This is a genomic window from Frigidibacter sp. MR17.24 (assembly GCF_037095655.1).
In the GTDB taxonomy this organism is placed as follows: Bacteria; Pseudomonadota; Alphaproteobacteria; order Rhodobacterales; family Rhodobacteraceae; genus Frigidibacter.
Window position 1 is genome coordinate 798,704 of sequence record NZ_JBAWKE010000002.1, and the last position, 24,566, is coordinate 823,269.

Annotated in this window: 16 protein-coding genes and 1 tRNA gene; 5 read left to right on the top strand and 12 right to left on the bottom strand. The window is 70.7% G+C overall.

From position 1 onward, the window contains the following. Nucleotides 1-89: 89 nt before the first annotated feature. On the top strand, nt 90-1,775 hold the full coding sequence (locus V8J39_RS11165; protein WP_336460956.1) for a mechanosensitive ion channel family protein: 1,686 nt from the start codon (nt 90-92) through the stop codon (nt 1,773-1,775). Nucleotides 1,776-1,953: 178 nt separating this feature from the next. Here the strand turns inward: V8J39_RS11165 and gltB are convergent, their stop codons facing one another. The 5 genes from gltB to V8J39_RS11190 form a co-directional block, all read right to left on the bottom strand. After that, nucleotides 1,954-6,492, bottom strand: a complete 4,539-nt coding sequence (gltB, locus tag V8J39_RS11170) for a glutamate synthase large subunit (protein WP_336460957.1) — start codon at nt 6,490-6,492, stop codon at nt 1,954-1,956. Further along, nucleotides 6,479-7,225, bottom strand: a complete 747-nt coding sequence (locus V8J39_RS11175) for a hypothetical protein (RefSeq protein WP_336460958.1) — start codon at nt 7,223-7,225, stop codon at nt 6,479-6,481. The genes gltB and V8J39_RS11175 overlap by 14 nt, the downstream gene beginning before the upstream one ends. A 124-nt stretch (nt 7,226-7,349) precedes the next feature. Further along, nucleotides 7,350-8,786 carry an NAD(P)-dependent oxidoreductase gene (locus V8J39_RS11180; RefSeq protein WP_336460959.1) on the bottom strand — a complete coding sequence of 479 codons (1,437 nt, stop codon included), beginning with the start codon at nt 8,784-8,786 and terminating at the stop codon, nt 7,350-7,352. A 154-nt stretch (nt 8,787-8,940) separates the two neighbouring features. After that, nucleotides 8,941-9,744, bottom strand: coding sequence for an undecaprenyl-diphosphate phosphatase (locus V8J39_RS11185; RefSeq protein WP_336460960.1), 804 nt, complete (start codon nt 9,742-9,744; stop codon nt 8,941-8,943). Nucleotides 9,745-9,828: 84 nt separating this feature from the next. Beyond that, nucleotides 9,829-10,812 carry a complex I NDUFA9 subunit family protein gene (locus tag V8J39_RS11190; RefSeq protein WP_336460961.1) on the bottom strand — a complete coding sequence of 328 codons (984 nt, stop codon included), beginning with the start codon at nt 10,810-10,812 and terminating at the stop codon, nt 9,829-9,831. A 184-nt stretch (nt 10,813-10,996) separates the two neighbouring features. Here V8J39_RS11190 and V8J39_RS11195 point away from each other — a divergent pair. Then, nucleotides 10,997-11,081 (top strand) — tRNA-Leu (locus V8J39_RS11195). Nucleotides 11,082-11,208: 127 nt separating this feature from the next. On the opposite strand, the gene V8J39_RS11200 is transcribed toward V8J39_RS11195, so the two are convergent. Continuing rightward, on the bottom strand, nt 11,209-11,970 hold the full coding sequence (locus V8J39_RS11200) for a hypothetical protein (protein ID WP_336460962.1): 762 nt from the start codon (nt 11,968-11,970) through the stop codon (nt 11,209-11,211). A 229-nt stretch (nt 11,971-12,199) separates the two neighbouring features. Here V8J39_RS11200 and V8J39_RS11205 point away from each other — a divergent pair, with 229 nt between their 5' ends. Further along, nucleotides 12,200-14,488, top strand: coding sequence for an arginine/lysine/ornithine decarboxylase (locus tag V8J39_RS11205; RefSeq protein WP_336460963.1), 2,289 nt, complete (start codon nt 12,200-12,202; stop codon nt 14,486-14,488). Nucleotides 14,489-14,504: 16 nt separating this feature from the next. On the opposite strand, the gene V8J39_RS11210 is transcribed toward V8J39_RS11205, so the two are convergent. After that, a complete protein-coding gene (locus tag V8J39_RS11210) occupies nt 14,505-16,055 on the bottom strand; it encodes an MDR family MFS transporter (RefSeq protein ID WP_336460964.1) in 1,551 nt (516 codons plus the stop codon). Nucleotides 16,056-16,150: 95 nt separating this feature from the next. Between V8J39_RS11210 and V8J39_RS11215 the strand changes: the two genes are divergently transcribed. Continuing rightward, the gene (locus tag V8J39_RS11215) at nt 16,151-16,702 is read left to right on the top strand and encodes a MarR family winged helix-turn-helix transcriptional regulator (protein WP_336460965.1); all 552 of its coding nucleotides are present in this window, start codon (nt 16,151-16,153) and stop codon (nt 16,700-16,702) included. 19 nt (nt 16,703-16,721) lie between these two features. Here V8J39_RS11215 and eutC read toward each other — a convergent pair whose 3' ends face one another. Next, nucleotides 16,722-17,462, bottom strand: a complete 741-nt coding sequence (eutC, locus tag V8J39_RS11220; RefSeq protein ID WP_336460966.1) for an ethanolamine ammonia-lyase subunit EutC — start codon at nt 17,460-17,462, stop codon at nt 16,722-16,724. Beyond that, nucleotides 17,459-18,844, bottom strand: a complete 1,386-nt coding sequence (locus tag V8J39_RS11225) for an ethanolamine ammonia-lyase subunit EutB (protein ID WP_336460967.1) — start codon at nt 18,842-18,844, stop codon at nt 17,459-17,461. Before V8J39_RS11225 ends, eutC begins: the two co-directional genes overlap by 4 nt. A 223-nt stretch (nt 18,845-19,067) precedes the next feature. Between V8J39_RS11225 and V8J39_RS11230 the strand changes: the two genes are divergently transcribed. Next, on the top strand, nt 19,068-21,377 hold the full coding sequence (locus V8J39_RS11230) for a xanthine dehydrogenase family protein molybdopterin-binding subunit (protein WP_336460968.1): 2,310 nt from the start codon (nt 19,068-19,070) through the stop codon (nt 21,375-21,377). Here V8J39_RS11230 and V8J39_RS11235 read toward each other — a convergent pair. From V8J39_RS11235 to V8J39_RS11245, 3 genes are read right to left on the bottom strand one after another with little or no spacing between them, the layout of a single operon-like run. Further along, a complete protein-coding gene (locus V8J39_RS11235; RefSeq protein WP_336460969.1) occupies nt 21,362-22,264 on the bottom strand; it encodes a ketopantoate reductase family protein in 903 nt (300 codons plus the stop codon). The two genes, V8J39_RS11230 and V8J39_RS11235, sit on opposite strands and share 16 nt — an antisense overlap. A 55-nt stretch (nt 22,265-22,319) precedes the next feature. After that, nucleotides 22,320-23,174, bottom strand: coding sequence for a hypothetical protein (locus V8J39_RS11240; RefSeq protein WP_336460970.1), 855 nt, complete (start codon nt 23,172-23,174; stop codon nt 22,320-22,322). Then, the gene (locus V8J39_RS11245; protein ID WP_336460971.1) at nt 23,171-24,538 is read right to left on the bottom strand and encodes a hypothetical protein; all 1,368 of its coding nucleotides are present in this window, start codon (nt 24,536-24,538) and stop codon (nt 23,171-23,173) included. Before V8J39_RS11245 ends, V8J39_RS11240 begins: the two co-directional genes overlap by 4 nt. Between the last annotated feature and the right edge of the window lie 28 nt (nt 24,539-24,566).

The window sequence follows — 24,566 nt, forward strand, 5'->3', positions numbered from 1 at the left end:
GGGGGGGAGGCGCGCCTCCCCCCCGCCCTTCCCCGATTGACCCTCCCACCTGGCGGAACCTGAGGGCACCGGGCGCGTTCGCCCCATCGATGATCCGCGCGCGCTTCCTGATCGCCCCCTTTCTGGCCTGCCTTCTCGCCGCGACGCCGCTCGCCGCGCAGCAGGAGGGCGCGGCCCCCGAGGGCGACAACCCCGGCTGGTACGAGAGCGACGAGCTCGATCCCGGCCAGGCCGAACCCGCGGCGCCGATCGACCACTCGACCCCCCGCGCGATGGTGTCGAGCTTCCTCGACCGCGCCGATGCCGGCGACTGGAAGACCGCGGCCTGGCTTCTGAACCTCACCTTCCTGCCCGAGGACGAGCGCGCCACCCGCGGCCCCGTCCTCGCGCGCGAACTGGCGACGGTGATCGACCGGCGGCTCTGGATCGACTGGCAGTCGCTGCCGGGCCGCCCCGACGCGGTGATCGAGGACGAGACCGGCCAGAATCCCCAGGCCGGCACCGTGCGCCGCTCGCTGGTGCTGGCCACGCTCGAGACCGGGCAGCGCGTCTACGACCTGCGCATCGCGCGCTACCGCGAACCCGACGGCGACCTGAAATGGGCCTTCGCCCCCGACACGATCGAAAACGTGCCGCTGCTGTTCGACGCCTTCGGCCCCCGCTGGTTCGAGGCCTGGCTGCCGCCCTGGGCGCAGGACCGCTTCGCCGGGCTGCGGGCCTGGGAATGGGTGTTCCTGCCGCTGATGCTGGTGGTGCTGTTCGGGGTCGGCGTCGGGGTGCGGCGGCTGGTGATCCGGCTTTCGGGCCGGTTCCAGCGCCCCTACCTGCGCCGCGCCGCCGCCGCCGCCGCCACGCCGCTCGCGCTGGTGGTGGCCACGGCCGGGGCGCAGGCGCTCTCGGGGCTGGTGGTCAGCTTCTCGGGCCCGACGATCACCATCCTCGCCCCGGCGCTGACGATCCTGATGGCGGCGGGCCTCGGCCTCGCGGCCCTGCGGGTGGTCGACGGCGTGCTCGACCACGTCTCGCGCCGCTACGTGGGCGAGATCTCGGATGCCCGCTCGGTGAAGGAGCGCGAGCTCTACACCTCGATCTACGCGCTGCGCCGGGTGATCATCCTCGCCACCGTCGCCTTCTCGCTGATCGTGCTTCTCGTGCGGCTCAACATATTCGAGACGATGGGGATGACGCTGCTGGCCTCGGCGGGCGTGCTGACGGTGGTGCTGGGCATCGCCGGACAGGCGGTGCTGGGCAATATCCTCGCCTCGCTGCAGATCGCGCTCGCGCGGCCGGTGCGCATCGGCGACACCGTGGTCTACGAAGGCCAGTTCGGCCATGTCGAGGCGATCTTCTACACCTTCCTGCGCATCCGGCTGTGGGACGAACGCAGCCTGATCGTGCCGGTGAAGCATTTCGTCAGCCAGCCGATCGAGAACTGGTCGGTCGGCAACGCCCGCATCATCAAGCGCGTCGACCTGCTCCTCGACCTCGCCGCCGACACAGACGCGCTGCGCGCGGCCTACCTGCGGCTCGCCGCCGACATTCCCCAGATGGTCTCGCAGGACGAGATGAAGATGCAGATCATCGGCCAGGACGACCGCGGCGTGACGGTGGGCTTTTACGGCTATGCCGACGACCCGGCCTCGAGCTGGGATCTCGAATGCAACCTGCGCGAGGTGATGCTGACCTACGTGCGGACCGAACATCCCGACTGGCTGCCGCAGGACCGCTTCCGCGCCTCGGACGCCGGCGCGGCGGGCGCCCGGACCGCGGACTGAGCCCCCGAACGGCAACAGCGCCCCGGTCTCCCGAGGCGCTGGCAGAAGTCGCGCGGGGGGGTCCGGGGGGGGACGCGTGCCCCCCNACGGCAACAGCGCCCCGGTCTCCCGAGGCGCTGGCAGAAGTCGCGCGGGGGGGTCCGGGGGGGCACGCGTGCCCCCCCGGCCTGTCTTCGGATCACTCCGCCGGCACCGCCTGCGGCTCGTCGGTCAGCGGGTGCGGCAGGTGCACCAGCATCTCCTTGGGGCAGACCTGGATGAAGTTCGCCCGCTCCTCGGCCCAGTGCGACAGGATCTGTGCGGCCTTGACCGACCCGGTCTCCTTGGCGTGGCGCTCGATCAGCCCCTTCACCTCGGCCTCCCAGTGCGGATGCCCCAGCCCGCAGGTCACGAGGCTCTCGAGGTTCATCATGTCCTCGGCGGTCCCGTCCGGGTCGTAGACATAGGCCATGCCCCCGGTCATCCCGGCGCCGAAGTTCGCGCCGATCCGCCCGAGGATGACCGCCTTGCCGCCGGTCATGTACTCGCAGCCGTTCGACCCGCAGCCCTCGATCACCACCGTCGCGCCCGAGTTGCGGACCGCGAAGCGCTCGCCCGCGCGGCCGGCCGCGAACAGGTACCCGTCGGTCGCCCCGTAAAGCACCGTGTTGCCGATGATCGTGTTCTCGGCCGCGACCAGCGGCGAGGCCATCGGCGGGCGCACGACGATCGTGCCGCCCGACAGGCCCTTGCCCACGTAGTCGTTCGCGTCGCCCTGCACCTCGATCTTCAGGCCCGGCGCGATGAAGGCGCCCAGCGACTGGCCGGCGGAACCGGACAGCTTGATCGTCAGGTGGTCGGGCTGCAGCTGGTTGCGCATGCCGAAGTTCTGCACGATGTGGCTCGCCGCCCGGGTCCCGATCGTGCGGTGGGTGTTGCGCACGGCATAGGACAGCTGCATCTTCTCGCCTTCCTCGAAGAAGCGCTGACCGTCCTTGACGATCTCGGCATCCAGCGTGTCGGGCACGAAGTTGCGCGGCTTCGAGCGGTCGTAGACGATCTTGTCGAAGCCATCGACGGTGATCAGCAGCGGGTTCAGGTCGAGGTCGTCGAGATGCGCCGCACCGCGGCTGACCTGCGTCAGCAAGTCCGCACGCCCGATGATCTCGTCAAGGCTCCGCGCGCCGATGGCGGCCAAGATCTCGCGCACCTCCTGGGCGTAGAAGGTGATCAGGTTGACCACCTTGTCGGCCGAGCCGGTGAACTTCGCGCGCAGGCGCTCGTCCTGCGTGCACACGCCCACCGGGCAGGTGTTCGACTGGCACTGGCGCACCATGATGCAGCCCATGGCGATCAGCGCCGCGGTGCCGATGCCGTATTCCTCGGCCCCCATCATCGCGGCGATGACGATGTCGCGGCCCGTGCGCAGGCCCCCGTCGGTGCGCAGCGTGACCCGCTCGCGCAGCTTGTTCATCGCCAGCACCTGGTGCGCCTCGGTCAGGCCCATCTCCCACGGCAGGCCCGCGTATTTGATCGACGTGGCCGGCGAGGCCCCGGTGCCGCCGTTGTGGCCCGAGATCAGGATGATGTCGGCTTTCGCCTTGGCCACGCCCGCGGCGATCGTGCCCACGCCCGAGGACGCGACCAGCTTCACCGTGACCTTGCAGCGCGGGTTGATCTGCTTGAGGTCGTAGATCAGCTGCGCGAGGTCCTCGATTGAGTAGATGTCGTGGTGCGGCGGCGGCGAGATCAGCGTCACGCCGGGCGTCGAGTGACGCAGGCGGGCGATGAGCTTGGTCACCTTCATGCCGGGCAGCTGGCCACCCTCGCCGGGCTTGGCGCCCTGCGCGACCTTGATCTCCAGTTCCTCGCAGTGGTTGAGGTACTCGGCCGTCACGCCGAAGCGCGACGAGGCCACCTGCTTGATCTTCGCCGACGGGTTGTCGCCGTTCGGTTCCGGCACGAAGTGCGCCGGATCCTCGCCGCCCTCGCCCGAGTCGGACTTGGCGCCGATGCGGTTCATCGCGACGTTCAGCGTCTTGTGCGCCTCCGGGCCCAGCGCCCCAAGGCTCATGCCCGGGGTCACGAACCGCTTGCGGATCGAGGTGATCGATTCCACCTCGTCGATCGGCACCGGCTTGCCGAAGGGCTTGATGTCCAGCAGGTCGCGCAGGTGGATCGGCGGGTTCGCCCGCATCGCGGCCGAATACTGCTTCCACAGGTCATAGCTGGCGCGGTCGCAGGCCGCCTGCAGCATGTGCATGGTCTGCGCTTCCCAGGCGTGCTTCTCGCCCGAGCGGCGCGCCTTGTAGAAGCCGCCGATCGGCAGCACGTCCTGGCCACCCAGCCAGCCCTTGGCATGGGTCTCCTCGATCTTGTGCTGGATGCCGTGCAGGCCGATGCCCGAGATCCGGCTGTGCATGCCGGGGAAGTACTCGGCCACCATGGCGCGGCTCAGGCCCACCGCCTCGAAGTTCAGCCCGCCGCGATAGGACGAGATCACCGAGATGCCCATCTTGGCCATGATCTTCAGCAGGCCCGCGTCAACCGCGTCGCGATACTTGCGCATCGCGTCGATCAGCGAGCCTTCCAGCAGGCCGCGCTCGATCCGGTCGGCGATCGAATCCTGCGCGAGATACGGGTTCACCGTCGTCGCGCCGCAGCCGATCAGCACCGCGAAGTAATGCGGGTCGATGCAGTCCGACGCCCGCACGTTGAGCGAGCAGAAGGTCCGCAGCCCCTTGCGGGTCAGCCAGCTGTGCACGGCCGAGGTGGCCAGGATCATCGGCATGCCGACGCGGTCCTCGCCCTGGTCGACATCCGACAGCACCAGGTGCCCGGCGCCCGAACGCACGGCATCCTCGGCCTCGGCGCGGATGCGCTCAAGCCCCTCGCGCAGCGCCTCCTGCCCCGCCCCGACCGGGAAGGTGCAGTCGATGAAGGCGACGCTCTCGCCGAAGGTGCGCACCATCTCGTCGAATTCGGCATTCGCGATGAACGGGCTTTCCAGCACCAGGATCTCGGCCTGGCCGGAATTCTCGTCCAGCACGTTCTTGAGGTTGCCGAACCGGGTCTTCAGGCTCATCACCCGCGTCTCGCGCAAGCTGTCGATCGGCGGGTTGGTGACCTGGCTGAAGTTCTGGCGGAAGAAGTGCGACAGCGGCCGGTAGACCGACGACAGCACCGCGGCCGGCGTGTCGTCGCCCATCGAGGCGATCATCTCTTTCCCGTCCTCGGCCATCGGCGCCAGAACCTGCTCCAGCTCCTCGATCGTGAAGCCGGCCGCGATCTGACGCTTGCGCAGGGCCGCGCCCTCCGACAGCGGCTTCTCGGGCACGTCCTTCATGATCGCGCTCAGGTCGGTGACCTTCTCGATCCACTCGCCGAAGGGCTGGCTGGCGGCCAGGCGGTCCTTGATCTCGCGGTCGTGGTAAAGCCGGCCTTCCTTCATGTCGACGGCGATCAGCTGGCCCGGGCCCAGCGCGCCCTTCTCCTTCACGCGCATCTCGTCGACCGGCACCATCCCGGCTTCCGAGCCCGCGATCAGCAGGTTGTCGCCCGTCACCACATAGCGCAGCGGCCGCAGGCCGTTGCGGTCAAGCCCGCCGCAGACCCAGCGCCCGTCGGTCATCGCCAGCGCCGCCGGCCCGTCCCAGGGCTCCATCACCGCGTTGCAATAGGCGTACATGTCGCGCCAGGGCTTCGGCAGGTCGACGGCCGAGTTAGACCAGGCCTCGGGCACCAGCATGGTCTTGACCATCGGCGCCGAGCGTCCGCCGCGCACCATCACCTCGAACACCGCGTCCAGCGCGGCCGAGTCGGACGAGCCCGCCGGCACGATCGGCTTGATGTCCTCGGCCGCCTCGCCGAAGGCCGAATGCGCCATCCGGATCTCGTGGCTGCGCATCCAGTTCAGGTTGCCCTTCAGCGTGTTGATCTCGCCGTTGTGCGCCAGCATGCGGAACGGCTGCGCCAGCCACCACTGCGGGAAGGTGTTGGTGGAATAGCGCTGGTGATAGATCGCGAAGGCGCTCTCGAACCGGTCGTCCTGCAGGTCCGGGTAGAAGACCGAGACCGACTCGGCCAGCATCATCCCCTTGTAGATGATCGACCGGCACGACAGCGAGCAGAGGTACAGCCCCGCGATCTGCGCGGCCACCGCCGCCTTCTCGATCCGGCGGCGGATGATGTACAGCTCGCGCTCGAAGGTCTCCTCGTCGATGTCCTTCTCGCAGCGGATCAGGATCTGCTCGATCTCGGGGCGCGTCGCATTGGCCTTCTCGCCCAGCACCTCGGTGTTCACCGGAACGTGGCGCCAGCCGTAGATGTAGTGGCCCATCCGCAGCACTTCGGTCTCGACGATCGTGCGGCAGCGCTCCTGCGCGCCGAAGTCGGTGCGCGGCAGGAAGACCTGGCCCACGGCGATCAGCTTCTGGCGGTCGGGCTCGTGCCCGGTGCGGCGCACCTGGTCATAGAAGAACGGCACCGGGATCTGGATGTGGATGCCCGCGCCGTCGCCGGTCTTGCCGTCGGCATCGACCGCGCCGCGGTGCCAGATCGCCCTGAGCGCGTCGATCCCGGCCTGCGTCACCTTGCGGCTGGCCTTGCCGTCGAGCGCAACGACCAGACCCACCCCGCAGGACGAATGCTCGTCATCCTCGCGGTACAGCGAATGCTCGGCCATCCACTTGCGCTTGGTCTCTTCGGCCTCGACCCAGGATTGATCATAGGTGGTCATGGAACGGATCCTCCATAAGGGGCGGCTCGGCGCGGGACATCAGCCCGTCGCAGTCGAACAGCGGCACGGTCGACAGGAACCCCGGTTCCCCGGGAAAGACGAAATCCACCGGCGTGTTGTCGATGGGAAGCTGGCCCGCGTCGTCCGCGAAGGTCTCGGGGCCGGAAAAGAACAGGCGCCAGTCGCGGTGCACGTACTGGCTGCCCCAGCGCCGCGCGATCTGGGTGCCGTCATCCGCGGTCTCGGTCATCGCGAATTCGGTCACCTCCAGCACGACGCCGTCGATGGTCTGGCTGCGCCCCGTCAGCCGGTCGACGCCGGTGTAGCGGCTGCGCTCGCCGGTGTCGGACATGGTGGCGAAGTCATAGCTGTCCTCGCCCGAGGCCAGCAGGTTCGAGAAGCTCGCCGCGTCGGCCGAAGGCTCCTCCAGCCAGCTGGTCGCGCCGGTGCCGTAATCCTGGCTGCGGATCCACTGGTATTCCGCATCCACGGTCGAGGCGAAGAACGGCCCGTCGCTGTCGAACAGCACGTCGTGCTTGGTGCCCGCCGGATCGCCGGCGCAGGTGAAGTACTGCCCGACGACGCAGCCGCGCATCTGCACCGTCATCGTGGCGGTGCAGCCCTGCGGCGGGGTGAAGCGCGCCGCCTGCACCGCGGGCGCCGACAGCCACAGCACCGCCGCCGCGGCGGCAACCGCGCGGATCGGGGCTGAGGAGGATCGGGCCAGCGGCATCGGCGGGGCTCCAGGAAGGGTCAGGCGGGCTGACCTGCTGTCTTAACGAACGGTGACGCCCCTGCGCGCAGGGGGTGTACGGGGGGTGCACGCCCGGTGCACGGGCTGCACCCCCCGGATCGGTTCACTCGGCGGCGACGGTCGAGGGCTGGGCGAGATAGGTCAGGATCGCCTCGGCGGCCTCGCGGCCGTCGCGGATCGCCCAGACCACCAGGCTCGCGCCGCGCACGATGTCGCCCACGGCATAGACGCCGGGCAGGCTGGTCTGGTGGGTGCGGAAATCGGCCTTGATCGTGCCCCAGCGGGTCACTTCCAGCTCGGGCACCGACCACAGCGCCGGGATCTCCTCGGGCTCGAAGCCCAGCGCCTTCACGACCAGGTCCGCCTCTTCCAGGTAGTCGCCGCCCTCGATGATCTCGGGGCTGCGGCGGCCGGTGGCGTCCGGGGCGCCCAGGCGCATCTTCTGCACCATCACGCCCTCGACATCGGTGCCGCCGGTGAAGCCCTTCGGCGCCGCCAGCCAGACGAACTCGACGCCCTCCTCCTCGGCGTTCTGCACCTCGCGCTGCGACCCGGGCATGTTGGCTTTGTCACGGCGGTACAGGCACTTGACCGAGGTCGCGCCCTGGCGGATCGCGGTGCGCACGCAGTCCATCGCGGTGTCGCCACCGCCGACCACGACCACGCGCTTGCCCGCGGCGTTCAGCTCGCCCGATTCGAATTCCGGCACCTCGTCGCCGAAGCTCTTGCGGTTCGACGCGGTCAGGTAGTCGATCGCGCGCACGATGCCGTTCGCTCCGGCGCCGGGGCCGGTCAGATCGCGGGTCTTGTAGACACCGGTGGCGATCAGCACAGCATCATGCTTGCCGCGGATCGCGTCGAAGCTCAGGTCCTCGCCGACGTTGCAGTTCAGCACGAACTGCACGCCGCCCTCTTCCAGCTGCTTGACGCGGTTCATCACCACGTCCTTCTCCAGCTTGAAGCCGGGGATGCCATAGGTCAGCAGGCCGCCCGCGCGGTCGTAGCGGTCATAGACCGTGACCTGGACGCCGGCCCGGCGCAGCATGTCCGCCGCCGCAAGGCCCCCGGGGCCCGCGCCGATGATGCCGACGCTCTCGGGGCGCTCGGTATGGGGCTTGGCGGGCTTGACCCAGCCCATGTCCCAGGCGGTGTCGGTGATGTACTTCTCGACCGAGCCGATGGTGACGGTGCCGTGGCCGGACTGCTCGATGACGCAGTTGCCCTCGCACAGCCGGTCCTGCGGGCAGATGCGGCCGCAGATCTCGGGGAAGGTGTTGGTCGCCTGGCTGATCTCGTAGGCTTCCTGCAGCCGCCCCTCGGCGGTCAGGCGCAGCCAGTCCGGGATGTTGTTGCCCAGCGGGCAGTGCGCCTGGCAGTAGGGCACGCCGCACTGGCTGCAACGGCCGGCCTGCTCGGCCGCCTTGCGCTCCGCGTACTCGCGGTAAATCTCGTTGAAATCCTGCGCGCGTACGCTGGCATCGCGCTTCTCGGGCGTCTCTTTCGCCACGGTCACGAACTGGAGCATGCGTTGCTGGGCCATCGGCTGCGCCTCCTCGACTATTCGCGCCTTGCTACACTGGCCCCGCAACGAATAAAAGTAAGCAATGCTGACCCATATTGACGATTTCGGGGCCCTAACGGGCAGGCTGACGCCCACCAACCCGGAAATCAGGTCAACAAAGCTTACCTATCCTTCAGAAGCCCGCCAGAAGCAACGCCAGCGACAGGGCTCCGACGATGATTCGCCACCAGCCGAACAGCGCGTAGCCATGCTTGGAAACATAGCCCAGAAGCCACTTCACCACGAAGACCGCAGCGATGAAGGCGCAGACAAAGCCCACCCCGATCTCGTTCAGCGCCGAATAATCAAGCACGTCGCGGTTCTTGTAGAGATCATAGGCAAAGGCGCCCGCCATCGTCGGCATCGACAGGAAGAACGAGAACTCGGCCGCCGCCCGCTTGTCGACACCCAGCAGCAGCGCGCCGACGATGGTCGAGCCCGAGCGCGAGGTGCCCGGAATCATCGCCAGGCACTGGATGAAGCCGATGCCCAGCGCCACGCCCAGCGGCACGTCCTCGGCCTCGTGGTATTTCGGGCGCAGCTGCATCCGGTCGACCGCCAGCAGCACGACGCCGCCGATGATCAGCATCACCGCGATCAGCATCGGCGTCTCGAACAGCACGGTCTTGATGAAGTCATGCGCCAGCACGCCGATCACGACGGCCGGGGCGAAGGCCAGCAGCACCGCCGCGATGAACCGCCGCGACCGCGGGTCCGATCCCGCCGTCGCCAGGATATGCAGGATCCGCGCGGAATAGACGCCCAGGATCGCCAGCACCGCGCCCAGCTGGATCACCACCTCGAAGGTGTTGCCGGCACTGTGGAAGCCAAGGAAATGCCCTGCCAGCAGCAGGTGCCCGGTCGATGAGACCGGAATGAATTCGGTCAGGCCTTCCAGAAGTCCCAGGAAGGCCGACACAATCAGGGTTTCGCCCATTTAATCTCGCTCTCGTCGCCATGGCGCCGCGGCGCAGCATGGCGGGGCCGGCGGCCGAGGTCCAGCCCCGACCGCGCCCGGCCGTCAGGCGCGCAGGTTCTTCGCCGAGGCCTTGATCGCGTCGTACTGCCCCGAGGGACGGAACCGCCACAGGTAGGCGGGCAGGATCGACCCCGCGCTGTGCGGCGCGATGCCGAAGGCCTCGAAGCCCTTGGCGCCGGGGCTGACCACGTTGTCACGGGCCAGGTTCTTCAGCTGGTCGCGGGTCAGCGTCTTGTTGGCCAGAAGCCCGCCGGTCGCGCCCTGCAGCCCGTCGAGCACCCCGGCCATCAGCCCGGCGACCGCGCCCGGCATCTCGACCACGGCGCGGCGGCGGTTGATGGTCTTGAGCATCAGCGCCATCATCTCGCGGAAGGTCATGACCTCGGGGCCGCCCAGCTCGTAGATCCCGGCCGGCACCTCGGTCAGCACCGCCTGCGCCGCGGCGGCGGCGACATCCTCGACGAAGACCGGCTGGAACCTGGTCTCGGCGCCGACGATCGGCAGCACCGGCCCGAACCGGCTCATCGAGGCAAAGCGGTTGAAGAACTCGTCCTCGGGGCCGAAGATGATCGAGGGGCGCAGGATCACGGCAGAGGGGAAGGCCGCGCTCACCGCCGCCTCGCCCGCGGCCTTCGAGCGGCCGTAGGCGCTGGGAGAGCCGGCATCGGCGCCGATGGCCGAGATCTGCACCAGACGCTCGACGCCCTCGGCCGCGGCCAGGCGCGCGACGCGGCCCGCGCCCTCGGCCTGGATCGAATCGAAGCGGTTCTTGCCCGACTCGGCCAGGATGCCGACGCAGTTGACCACCGCGTCCGCGCCCGAGATCGCCGCGGCGACCGAGGCATCCGAGCGGATGTTGCAGAAGATCGGCTCGACCTGGCCGACGGCGCCATAGGGGCGCACGAACAGCGCCTCGTTCGGGCGGCGGCAGGCGACGCGGACGCGCCAGCCGGCCTTGGCCATGCGGCGGGCGACATAGCGGCCGACGAAGCCGGACCCGCCGATGATGGTGACAAGCTTGGACATGGGCGCGACCCCCCCGTGACGCCTTGCAATTGCTTCCGATTTATCCCCATCGGCCCTGCCGGACAAGGCGCAATGCCCCGTGTCCGCGGCAGGCTGACGCAGGCATCGAAAGAATGACGAGAAAATCGTCAAATGCCCGTTGACACCCCCCGCGGCCATCGGTACATCGCCCCCCACGACACCTGCCCAGGTGGCGGAATTGGTAGACGCGCACGGTTCAGGTCCGTGTGCCGCAAGGCGTGAAGGTTCGAGTCCTTTCCTGGGCACCATGTCGAAAAGACCCGCAAGTGGAAACACTTGCGGGTTTTTTCGTTTTGGCGCCCGCCGTCTTCCCGCGCGCCCGCGCCCTGTCCCGAAACGCCGCGCGCGTCCCAGCCCAAGCCGGCCGGCCCGGCGCTAGCTGGCGAAGAGCCTGACCACCTCGGCCCCGCCCTCGGCCTGGCCCGGATCGCGTCGCACCCGGCGCAGCGCGGCCAGCTCTCCCAGCCCCGCGGCGCACAGTTCGACCGCCTGCTGCGCCGGCGGCAGGTCGTGGAACAGGCCGATCTCCTCGACCTCGGGCAGGCCCGCGCCCTGGCGCACCAGCGCCGCCATCACCTCGGCCCGCAGGTCCTGCGTCGCCTGCAGCGACAGACAGCCAAGCGCGTCGCGCAGCGCCGTCTGCAGGAAGGTCGGGCGCCCGGTCTCGGCCGGGGCGCCGCGCCGCGCCAACGCCAGCGCCACCGCCCGGCGCAGGCCGTCGACCGACAGCTCGTCCTTCAGCAGATAGTCGCAGCAACCCGCGCGCAGCGCCTCGAGCACCGCGCGCGCATCAAGCCGGTCGCTGAGCACCACCGGCGCCACCTGCGCCCCCGCCGGCAGCCGCGCCAGCGCCTCGGACAGGCCGCTGTCCCAGGGCAGCAGTTCAAGGAACAGGATGTCGATCTCGGTCACCGACAGAAGCTTGTCGACCTCGTGCAGCGAGGCGGCCTCGAACAGGTCCACCTTCAGGTCGGCCTCGCGCAGCAGTCGCGCCAGCCGGTCTCGATCGCCCTGCCGGCGGTCGAAGACCACGGCCCGGATCCGGTGTTCGATCCGCCGGCCGCCGGCCACCGCCCCGCCGCGGCTGCCCGTTCCGGTCCCCGTCCCGTTACCCGTTCCGTTCCCCGCTCCGATCATCGCCCCCTCCTGGGTCACTGGTGCTGACCTGCGCAGGGTTGCGGAGAATGGTTGCCAAAACACGAACGCCGCCGCGCCGGGTCGCGCCGGGGCGCCGCTTGACTGTCCCGCCCCCAGAGGAAACAACGGGACCGACGCCCCGGCCGCCATGGCCCGGGGCCTGACGCAGCCCCCGCCCCCGGCGCCCAGCCCGCGCGCCGGCCCCACTGCCCAAGGCCAGGAGAGGCTCATGAAATTCCGCTTCCCCATCGTGATCATCGACGAGGACTTCCGCTCCGAGAACTCATCGGGCCTGGGCATCCGCGCCCTTGCCGAGGCGATCGAGGCCGAGGGATTCGAAGTGCTGGGCGTGACCAGCTTCGGCGACCTGTCGCAGTTCGCCCAGCAGCAGTCGCGCGCCTCGGCCTTCATCCTGTCGATCGACGACGAGGAATTCACCCCGGGCCCCGACCTTGATCCCGCGGTGCTGAACCTGCGCAGCTTCATCGAGGAGGTGCGCTGGAAGAACGCCGACGTGCCGATCTACGTCTATGGCGAGACCAAGACCTCGCGCCACCTGCCCAACGACATCCTGCGCGAGCTTCACGGCTTCATCCACATGTTCGAGGACACCCCCGAATTCGTGGCGCGCCACATCATCCGCGAGGCGAAGACCTATCTCGAATCGATCCAGCCGCCGTTCTTCAAGGCGCTTCTCGATTACGCCGAGGACGGGTCCTATTCCTGGCACTGCCCCGGCCACTCGGGCGGCGTCGCCTTCCTGAAGTCGCCGATCGGGCAGATGTACCACCAGTTCTACGGCGAGAACATGCTGCGCGCCGACGTCTGCAACGCGGTCGAGGAGCTGGGCCAGCTGCTGGACCACAACGGCGCAATCGGCGCATCCGAGCGCAACGCGGCGCGGATCTTCAACGCCGACCACTGCTTCTTCGTCACCAACGGCACCTCGACCAGCAACAAGATGGTGTGGCACCACACGGTGGCGCCGGGCGACGTGGTGGTGGTCGACCGCAACTGCCACAAGTCGATCCTGCACTCGATCATCATGACCGGGGCGATCCCGGTGTTCCTCAAGCCCACGCGCAACCACTACGGCATCATCGGCCCGATCCCGTATTCCGAGTTCGAGATCGAGACGATCAAGGCCAAGATCCGCGCGAACCCGCTGCTGCAGGGCGTCGATGCCGACACGGTCAAGCCGCGGATCCTGACGCTGACGCAGTCGACCTATGACGGGGTCCTGTACAATACCGAGGTGATCAAGGGCCTGCTGGACGGCTGGGTCGAGAACCTGCATTTCGACGAGGCCTGGCTGCCGCACGCGGCCTTCCACCCGTTCTACGGCACCTATCACGCGATGGGCCGCAAGCGCGGGCGCACCCGCCAGTCGGTCACCTATGCCACCCAGTCGGTGCACAAGCTGCTGGCCGGGATCAGCCAGGCCAGCCATGTCCTGGTGCAGGACAGCCAGGAGGTGAAGCTTGACCGCCACCTCTTCAACGAAGCCTACCTGATGCACACCTCGACCAGCCCGCAATACTCGATCATCGCCTCGTGCGATGTCGCCGCGGCGATGATGGAGCCGCCGGGCGGCACGGCGCTGGTCGAGGAATCGATCCTCGAGTCGCTCGATTTCCGCCGGGCGATGCGCAAGATCGACGCCGAATTCGGCGAGGACGACTGGTGGTTCCAGGTCTGGGGCCCCGACGAGCTTGAGGAAGAGGGGATCGGGCGCACCAAGGACTGGGTGCTGCGCCGGACCGACTCGGACGGGGTGCAGCGCGACGGCGAGGACGCCTGGCACGGCTTTGGCGACATGGCGCCGGGGTTCAACATGCTCGACCCGATCAAGGCCACGATCGTGACGCCGGGCCTGAACATGGACGGCCGGTTCGAGAACTGGGGGATCCCGGCCTCGATCGTGACGAAATACCTGGCCGAGCACGGGGTCGTGGTCGAGAAGACCGGGCTTTATTCGTTCTTCATCATGTTCACGATCGGCATCACCAAGGGGCGGTGGAACACGCTTCTGACGGCGCTGCAGCAGTTCAAGGACGACTTCGCGCGCAACCAGCCGATGTGGCGGATCATGCCCGAGTTCTGCCAGAAGCATCCGCGTTACGAGGGGATGGGCCTGCGCGACCTGTGCGACCACGTGCACCGGCTTTATGCCAAGTACGACGTCGCGCGGCTGTCGACCGAGATGTACCTGTCGGATCTGGTCCCGGCGATGAAGCCCGCGGACGCCTTCGCCTGCATCGCGGCGCGCAAGACCCAGCGGGTGCCGATCGACGACCTCGAGGGCCGGATCACCACCAGCCTCGTGACCCCCTACCCGCCGGGGATCCCGCTGCTGATCCCGGGCGAGCCCTTCAACCGCAAGATCGTGGAATACCTGAAGTTCAACCGGGAATTCGCCCGCGAATGCCCGGGGTTCGAGACCGACATCCACGGGCTGGTGCAAGAGACCGGCGCCGACGGCCAGCTGCACCACTTCGCCGACTGCGTGGCCGAGTGACCGGACCCCGCCCGCCCTATTCGGCGGGCGCGGTCCGGGCCGGGTCGGGGCGGCGGGCGACCACCGCGGGGCGGCCCGCGGCCAGCACCACCGGGCGCAGCATCAGCGCGGCGATCAGCCCGACCGCCGCGATCCCGGCCGCGGTCAGATAGAGCGTGTGGAAGGCGCTGGAATAATAGCCTGCCAGCGTCGCCCGCGCGGCGGCGGGCAGCGCGGCCATCGCCTCGGGCGTCAGCCGGGTCATGTCGCCGCCACCGGCCATCCGCGTGTCCTGCCCGGCAAGGCTCGCCGCGATGATCGCGCCGTAGATCGAGATCGCGAGCGAGGCGCCCGCCATCCGGGCCAGCGTCACCGCCCCGGTCGCGGCGCCGACGTCGCGCACCGGCGCCACCGACTGCACGCCGATGATCGGCGCCTGCTGTCCGAGGCCGACGGCGATCCCCTGCACCAGCAGCACCGCGGCGATCACCCACAGCGGCGTGCCCGCGTGCAGCTGCGCCATCGCCGTCAGCATCGCGACATTGCAGACCAGCCCGGTGATCAGCACCGGCTTGACCCGGCCCGTCGCCTCGATGATCCGCCCCGCGCTGAGCGATCCCGCGGCGATGCCGCCGGTCACGGCGATGAAGAACAGCCCCGCATGCGCCGGGCTGAGACCGGTGGTCATCTGCAGGAACAGTGCATGGTAGTTCACCATGCCGATCGCGATCCCGCCCGAGGTCAGCGTCACCAGCAGCATCAGCGGGAAGGTCGGGTTGGCAAACAGCCCCGGCGGGATCACCGGCTCGGCCGCGCGCCGCTCGACCGCCACCCAGACGGCGATCGCCACAGCCGACAGCACCAGCAGCCCCAGCGCCTTCGCGCTGCCATAGCCGCCGAACAGCTGGCCCGCGTCGGCGTACAGCACCAGGCTCGCGATCGCGAGGGCCAGGAGCGCGGCCCCCGGCACGTCGATCCTCGGGCTGCGGCCCGGCTTCTTCAGCGGCAGCAGCAGGAACAGCCCCGTCACCGCGACGATCCCGATCGGCAGGTTCACGAGAAAGATCGACCGCCAGCCGAAGGCCTCGCTGAGCGTGCCGCCCAGGAACGGGCCGATGCTGCCCGCGGCCATCACCATCAGGCTGCTGAAGCTTTGGTACCGCGCGCGCTCGCGCGGCTCGAACAGGTCGGCGTTGATCGAGAAGATCGACACCATGATCCCGCCGCCGCCCAGGCCCTGCAGCACCCGCGCCGCGATCAGCGAGTTCATCGACCAGGCCATCCCGCAGGCGAGCGAGCCCAGGGTGAAGATCGTGATCGCGGTCATCATCACGTATTTGCGCCCGAACAGGTCGCCGAGCTTGCCGTAGACCGGCATCGTCGCGCTCATCGCGAGCAGATAGGCCGATCCGATCCATCCGAAGCGGTCGAGCGCGCCGAACTCGCCCACGATCGTGGGCAGCGCGGTCGACACGATCTGGTTGTCCAGCGTCGCCATGAACAGCGACAGCATCAGGAAGCAGAACACGACAAGCCGACGGCGGCGGGTCAGCGCAGGCGGGGTTTCGCTGGAAAGCACATCGGTCATCTGCGCAGACTTTCGGCAAGAGAGACGATTGAGTTGTGTGCTTTTGTCATTTAATTGTCAATCGCACATGTTTTGATGCCAACGGATGCCCCGCCATGACCGACGCTCCGCCCCCGCCGCGCGACGCCCTGACCGAAGAGATCTCGGCCACGCTGGGGCAACTGCGGCTGCTGATCGGGCGGCGGCTGCTGGGCCGGGTCGCGGTGGCGACGGTGGCGCCGGGGCTGGAGCTGTCGGCGCTGGACGTCCTGAACCTGGTGCCGCCCGAAGACGCGGCCGGCGACACGACGGTGGCCGAGGTGACGGTGGGCGACGTCGCGCGCGGGCTGCGCGTCGATCCCAGCCGGGCAAGCCGGCTGGTGGCGGATTTGGTGGACAAGGGGCTGCTGTCGCGCGCGGTCTCGCAGGCGGACGCCCGGCGCAGCATCCTCTACCGCACCGCCTTCGCCGAGCGCATCGTGGCCGAGATCCGGCGGCTGAAGCACGAGGTCATCGCCGAGATCACCGCCGACTGGCAGCCCGACGAGGTCACGGTCTTCGCCGATCTCTTCGCCCGCTTCGTCGCGGGTTGGGACTGCCGCCTGGCCGGGCGCGACCCCGAGACCGCGCCCGCGGCCCAGCCCGCGCCCGCTTCCGCGGCGGGCTGAGAAGGGCTGGGCCCGCCAGTCAGGGCGCCGGCAGCACCGGGGCCCTGTCGTCCTTCAGCGCGACGCCCGTGGCCCCGATCTCGCGCGCGCGGCGGATCAGGTAGGCCAGCAGGTCGCTGGCCCGCGCATGGTCGAGCCCGCCGTTGGCATGGATGTTCGACACACAGTTGCGGCTGCTGTCGGGCGTGCCGACCCGCGGCTGCCACGTCAGGTAGGCCCCGAGACTGTCCGAGACCGACAGGCCCGGCCGCTCGCCGATCAGCACCAGACACAGCGGCGCGCCCATCGCCTCGGCGATCTCGTCGCCCACCGCCACGCGACCCTCGCGCACCAGCGCGACCGGGCCGATCGACAGCTCGGGCAGCGCCGCCGCCAGCGCCGCGACCATCGCCGCGGCATGGGTGCGCACCGCGAGGGCCGACAGGCCGTCGGCGATCACCAGGCACAGGTCCGGCCCGGTCCTTTCGACCCGCGCGAGGCTCGCCGCGTCCAGCCGGCGCCCGAGGTCGGGACGGCGGATATAGGTGTCGCGGTCGGACGCGCGGCTGTGCAGGTCGAGGCTTGGCCGCCCGCCGAGCGCGCCGCGCACCGCGTCCCAGTCGACGGGCTGGCGGATCGCGTCCCGGGCCCGGGCGTGGCTGGCCTGGAAATCCAGCACTGCCGCCAGCGGCGAGGGCCCCCCGGCCGCGTCGAGACGCACCCGCGCGGGCGTGAGCGCGCGCAGCCGCGGCGACAGGTCGGTCAGGTCGCGCCCGCTCATGCCGACAGCCCCATCCGTGCCGCAAGGCCCGGCAGGTCGGGCAGCGCCCGCGTGCCGCCGTCGGGCACGAGCCCGGTCCGATCGAGCCAGGCCGCGAATTCCGGCGCCGGCTTCAGCCCGAAGGTGCGCCGCAGATAGGCCGCGTCCTCGAAGGCGAGGGTCTGGTAGCTGAGCATCACGTCGTCCGATCCCGGCACGCAGATCACGAAGTTCACCCCCGCGGCCGCCAGCAGCGTCATCAGCGTGTCCATGTCGTCCTGGTCGGCCTCGACATGGTTGGTGTAGCAGACGTCGACGCCCATCGGCAGGCCAAGGAGCTTGCCGCAGCAATGGTCCTCGAGGCCAGCGCGGATCACCTGCTTGCCGTCATAGAGATATTCGGGCCCGATGAAGCCGACGACGGTGTTGACCAGCAGCGGGTCATAGGCCCGGGCGACGCCATAGGCGCGGCATTCCAGCGTCTGCTGGTCCACGCCGTGATGCGCGTCGGCCGACAGCGGCGCGCCCTGCCCGGTCTCGAAATACATCACGTTGTCGCCGACGGTGCCGCGCCCCAGGCTGCGGGCAGCCTCGTTGGCCTCCTTGAGCATGGCCAGGTCGACGCCGAAGCCGCGGTTCGCCGCCTCGGTCCCGGCGATCGACTGGAACACCAGGTCCACCGGCCCGCCGCGCTCGATGATCCGGATCGAGTTGGTGACATGGGTCAGCACGCAGCTTTGCATCGGCATGTCGAATTCCAGCCGCAGCCGGTCGAGCGCCTGCAGGATCGCCGTCGCGCCGGCCAGGCTGTCCGAGGCCGGGTTGATGCCGATCACCGCGTCGCCGGTGCCCTGCAGCAGCCCGTCGAGCACCGCGACCGCGATCCCCTTCGGATCGTCGGCCGGGTGGTTGGGCTGCAACCGCGTCGCGAGATGCCCCTTCAGCCCGAGGGTGGTGCGGAAGCGGCTGACGACCTCGCACTTGCGGGCGACCGAGATCAGGTCCTGGTTGCGCATCAGCTTCGACACCGCGGCGACCATCTCGGGCGTCAGGCCGCGGGCGACGCGGGCAAGGGCGCGGGTGTCGGCGGCCTCGGACAGCAGCCAGTCGCGCAGCCCGCCCACCGTCATCGCCGCGAGCGGCGCGAAGGCCGCCCGGTCGTGGCCGTCGAGGATCAGCCGCGTGACCTCGTCGGTCTCGTAGGGCACGACGGTCTCGTTCAGGAACTCGGCCAGCGGCAGGTCGGCCAGCGCATAGCGCGCGGCGACGCGGGCGGCCTCGGTCCGGGCGGCGATGCCCGCAAGCTCGTCGCCCGAGCGGCGCGGCGAGGCGGCGGCCAGCAGGGCGGGCAGCCCGTCGAAGCGGTGGCGCTCTCCTCCGAGCGTGGCGGTGTAGGTCGGCATGGTCAGGTTCCGTCTGTGGGCAGCCCCCACAGGACACCGGGACGCGGGCGCTTGCAACGCCCCCGCCCGGCCGCGGGGCCGGAATCGACTCTGCCGGCCCGGGGTTTGTGCAATTTTCTGCCGCGGCCTTGCGCTTGCCCCGGGCCGGCGGCAGGGTGCGCCCGCCGGCGCGCCCCCCTCCGGGCAGGCGCCTCCCCAGCCGGCCGAGACCAAGGAGACAGCGATGGCGGATGCGGGCAGGACAGCGGGCGGGCGCGCGCTCGAGGACGGGCCGCTGCTGACGGGCACCGGCCTTTACGCGGCCGACCTGGCGGCGGGTGACGCGCTGCACGCGGTGTTCCTGCGCGCGCCCTTTGCCGCGGCCGGGGCGGTGACGCTGGATCTGGACGACGCGCGCGCGATGCCCGGCGTCGTCGCGGTGCTGACGGCCGCGGACCTTGCCGCGGACGGCATCGGCCCGGTGCAGGTGGGCATGGCGCTGACCGGACCCGACGGCGAGCGCTGGACCGCCACCCCGCGCCCGCTGCTCGCCGGGCCCGCGGTGCGCTTCACCGGCGAGCCGCTGGCGATCGTCATCGCCGCGACCCGGGCCGGGGCGCTGGACGCGGCCGAGGCGATCGGGCTCGAGTGGGACGCGCAGGACGCCGTCGTCGGCACTGCCGCGGCGCTGGCCGAGGGCGCGCCCCTGGTGCATGCGGACCGGCCCGGCAACATCGGCTACCGCCATGCCTCCGGCGATCCCGCTGCGGTCGAGGCGGCGCTGGCGGCCTCGGCCCGGGTGGTGCGGATGCAGACCCGCGTCACCCGCGTCGCCGCGATCGCGATGGAGCCGCGCGCGGCCACGGCGCAGCCGCTGGCCGATGGCCGGTGGGAGCTGTTTGCCAGCCATCAGGGTCCGCAGGGCCTGCGCGGGATCCTGTCGGCGGCGCTGGACCTTCCGGCCGATCAGATCCGCGTGCGCACCGGCCATGTCGGCGGCAGCTTCGGCATGAAGGCGGGCCCGCTGCGCGAGGAGATCGTGCTGTTCTGGGCCGCCCGCCGGCTTGGCCGGGCGCTGCGCTGGCAGGCCGAGCGCGCCGACAGCTTCCTGTCGGACGAGGCCGGGCGCGATCTCGACATCGAGGCGGCGCTGGGGCTGGACGCCGCGGGCAACTTCACCGCGCTCAAGGTCGAGATCCTCGCCGACATCGGCGCCTATGCCACCGGGCGCTCGCTGCCGCCGGTGATGAACCTCGGCGGCATCGCCGGGCCCTATCGCACGCCGGCGATCTCGGGGCTGGTGACCGGGGTGCTGACGCATTCGGTGCCGGTCGCGGCCTATCGCGGCGCCGGCCGCCCCGAGGCCACCTTCATCATCGAGCGGCTCGTCGACCTCGCCGCGCGCGAGACCGGGATCGACCCGGTCGCGCTGCGCCGGCAGAACTTCATCCCGCCCGAGGCGATGCCGTGGAAATCGCCCTATCAGTTCGACTACGACAGCGGCGATTTCGCCAGGGTGCTGGACGCGGGCCTGGCGCAGGCCGATGTCGCGGGCTTCGCGGCGCGCCGCACGGCGTCCGAGGCGAAGGGCCTCGTGCGGGGGCTGGGCATCGCCTTCTGCATCGAGACCGCGGGCGGTCCCTACAACACCCCCGGCCGCGACCACGCGATGATCGAGATCGACGCCGAGGGGCGGATGATCGTCGGCGGCGGCAGCTTCTCGGCCGGCCAGGGCATGGCCACGACCCTGCTGCGCCTGGCCTCGGAGCGGCTGGGCCTGCCTGCCGAGGCGGCGGTCTTCGTGCAGGGCGACACCGACGTGATGCCCGAGGGCCGCGGCATGGGCGGATCGAGCGGCACGATCGTCGCGGGATCGGCCGTCACCGCCACCGCCGAGACGCTGATCGCCACCGCCCGCGCGCTGGCCGCGACCGAGCTTGATGCCGACCCCGGCGCGCTTGAATTCGACGAGGGCACCTTCCGCCTGCCGGGATCGAACCGCTCGCTGTCGCTGGCAGAGCTCGGCCGGATCGCGGCGGCGCAGGGCACCCCGCTTGTCGCGCGCGGCAGCTTCAAGCCGGCGCAGGCCACCTTCCCCAACGGCTGCCACGTCTGCGAGGTCGAGATCGACCCCGAGACCGGGCAGGTCGCGATCGTGTCCTATTCCGCGGTCGAGGATGTCGGCACGGTGCTGAACCCGCAGCTGGCCGAGGGCCAGCTGCACGGCGGCATCGCCCAGGCGCTCGGCCAGGTGCTGGCCGAGGAGATCCGGCTGTCGGACGACGGCCAGGTGCTGTCGGGCAGCTTCATGGACTACGCGATGCCGCGCGCCGCCGACCTGCCGCCCTACGCCACCGGGTTCGAACCGGTGCCGACGAAGCTGAACCCGCTCGGGGTCAAGGGCGTGGGCGAGGCGGGCTCGGTCGGCGGGCTGGCCGCGGGCATGAACGCGATCTGCGACGCGCTCGCGCAGCGCGGCGTGCGCGACTTCGCGATGCCCGCCAGCCCGCACCGGGTCTGGCAGGCGCTGGCGGCGGCTCAGGCCTCGCGGTAGCGGGCCTCGATCAGCCGGACGATGACGGTCAGCGCGCGGTTGAGCGGCGCGGCGATCCCCGCCCGATCGGCCCGGCGCGCGACCTCGCCGTTGATCCAGTCGATCTCCGTGGGCTTTCGCAGCGCCACGTCCTGCCCGGTGGACGAGATCTGGTCGCGCATCGCCGAGGTGATCCGCTCGACCTGCGCGTCGATGTCGGCGGGCAGGGTCACGCCCTCGGCCGCCGCGACCGCCCGGCATTCGGCGACGATGTCGCGCATCATCGCCACCGCCCCCGGCTCGGCCGCGATCCGGCCATAGCCCTGCTGCGTCGCGGCCGAGACCGCGTTCAGCGCGCAGTTCACCGCAAGCTTGGTCCACATCGCGGTGATCGCCTGGTCCGAGACCTCGCAGCCGATGCCCGCGCCGGACAGGATCGCCGCCGCCTCGGCCGCGCCCGGCCCCTCGCCCAGCACCAGCTCGCCCCGGCCGTTGTGGACCACGTGGCCGGGGCCGCCCATCTGGCTGGCCACGTAGACCACCGTCGGCACCACCGGCCGCCCCAGCACCGCCGCAAGCCGCTCGGCGTTCGAGATGCCGTTCTGCAGGCTCATCACCACCGCGCCGGGCGCGAGATGCGCGGCGATCGCGGCGCCCGCGGCCTCGGTGTCGGCGCTCTTGACGCAGAACAGCACGATCTCGGCGCCCGCCACGCCCTCGGCCCCCTCGGTGGCGGCCATCGGGATCACCCGCGTCTCGCCGCCCTTCTCGAAGACCAGCCCCGCGCCCGCGACCTGCGCCACCAGCGCCGGGCGGCCGATCAGCACCACCTCGTGCCCGGCCAGGGCCAGCATGCCGCCATAGTAGCAGCCGACGGCCCCCGCCCCCATCACCGCGATCTTCGCCATATACGCCTCCTGCACATCGCGGGCAGGATCGACCGGGCGGCCGGGGATGGCAAGCTCAGCCGTCCGCGCCGCCGGGATCGCCCACAAGCGCGGTCGCGACGCGCCAGTCGGTCAGCTCGTCGGGCAAGAGGATGTAGATGTCGTCGGGCGGGGTGGCGAGCGCCTTCGACATCACCATCGGGTCGATCCCCATCCGGTGCAGGTAGTCCATCACCTGCGCCTGCCCCGCCTGCACGTCGGACACGGCGGTGAAGGCCGGCAGCAGGCTGTTCTCGCCGAAATAGTGCTGGTGCACGCCGACGCGGGCGTCACGGTCGACGCGCCGCTCGGTCCCGCCGGCGAGGATGTAGGGACAGGCCGAGAAGCAGGCCGCGCCCGCCGCCATCGCCGTCGGCAGGCCGGCATCGCGGATCGCCTGCCCGATCCGGAGCGCGTCGGCGACCGATCCGCCGGGGCTGTGCAGCGCGACCTGCGCCGGCGGCGCGGCCCAGCCTTCCAGCTCGCGCAGGAAGCGGTCCGCGTCGCCCGGCTCGATCGCGCCGGTCACGAGCAGCGTGTCGGCGATCCCGCCGATCGTCGCCCGCTCGAAGCTCAGGCGCGAGGGGACGGCGTCGCGGCGGGGAAAGCCGGGCCCGGCCGGGCGGTCGGTCGGCAGTGTGCGCGGGCTGAAGCGGCGTGTCTGGTCGCCGGGGCGCACGGGGACCTCGGTCGCGGGGGCGTTGTCGCGACCGGGGATCAGGCCGGGATGGGCGGTCATCACGTCGCCCGCGACGATCATGCCCGCCAGCGCCACCTGCAGCCCCAGCATCAGCCGCAGCACCCGGGTCGCGGTCCAGCCCCGCGCCGGACGGGCCTGAGCTGAATGGGCCTGGGCTGAATGGGCCTGCGCCGGATGGGGCAGCGCCGTCATGTCCGGCGCTGCCCGCGGTCGATCAGGGCGACGTTGCCGGGCGTGCCGGGCAGGTCGTCGCGCGGATCGCCGTCCGGGGCCGCGCCCGGATCCTCGCGCCGCGGCGGCCCGGGATCGGGCGAGGACGGGGCCGGCTGCCCCTCGATCTCGCGCAGCGCGGCCATCGCGGCGCGCAGTTCGGCCAGCGTCATCATCTCCTGCGCATCGACCGGGTCGCGCTGGGCCCGGATCGCCGACTGCGCCACCATCATCACGAAGACCAGCACCGCCGGCAGCAGGTCGATCGCGATCGCCCCCGCCCAGCTGGGGATGAAGTCGCCCGCGTAGCGCAGCACCGCCTCGGCGGTCGAGATCGGCTGGTACGTGGTCTCTTCGGGCAGCGGCATCGCCATCACCGCCTGCGCCGCCGCGCGCAGCGTCTCGGCGCGCTGCTGCAAAAGGCCCATCACCGACTCGATCGTCGATTGCTGGCCGGTGCGGATCGCCTCGGTCCGCCCGTCGAGCGCAGGCAGCACCACCGAGGCCGACAGGTCCTGCGCGGCGCGGTCGACGAGCGGCGCCACCGACAGCTGGCGCAGCTGCGCGATCAGGCCGGCGAGACGCACCGATTCCTCGGCGAAGCGCACCGAGCGTTCGTTGACGTCGCCGGCGCCCGCGGTCAGTTCCCGCATCCGGCTGAGGATCGCGTTGCCCTCCTCGAAGGCGGCGGTGATCTGGGGACCCTGCCCTTCGATCTGGCGCTCGAGCCCGGCAAGCTCGTCGGCCTTCTGCGTCAGCACCCGGAACACCGCGCCGCGACCGGCGGTGCCCGACAGATCGCCCGTCGCCTCCTGCGCCGAGAGGTCCTGGAAGCTCTGGCGCGCGCGGGCGACGTCAAGCTGCAGCGACTGGCCCGCCACCGCGACCCGGTTGGCCAGCTCGAGTTCGGTCTGGTAGTCCTGCACGGTCTCGGCAAGGTGTTGCTCGACCGCGGCGGCACCGGCGAGCGCGGCGGCGTTCAGCCAGCTGGACATGGCGATGATCGCGGCCGAGCCGAGCGCCATCGCCAGCATCATCCCCAGCCGGTCGCGCGCGGTGCGCATCGCGGGCAGCAGCCGGATCATGTAGCTCCAGAACACGAAGATCGCGACCGAGACCGCCAGCGAATAGGCGACGGCGGCGAAGAAGGTCATCCCGCCCGAGCCGTCGAGCTGCGAGCGCACGCCGAGATAGGTGTAGATCCCCGAAGCGACCGACAGCACGCCCAACGCCATCGGCGCGAAGCTGTCGAGCGCGGCTAGGTGGCCCTCGATCTCGCGCGCGTGGCGCAGGCCGCGCGATTCCTCGCGGCTGGGCGGGCGGCGGGCGGCGTCGGTCGATGTCATCGGCAGGTTCCCCGTCACGGACCCGGCC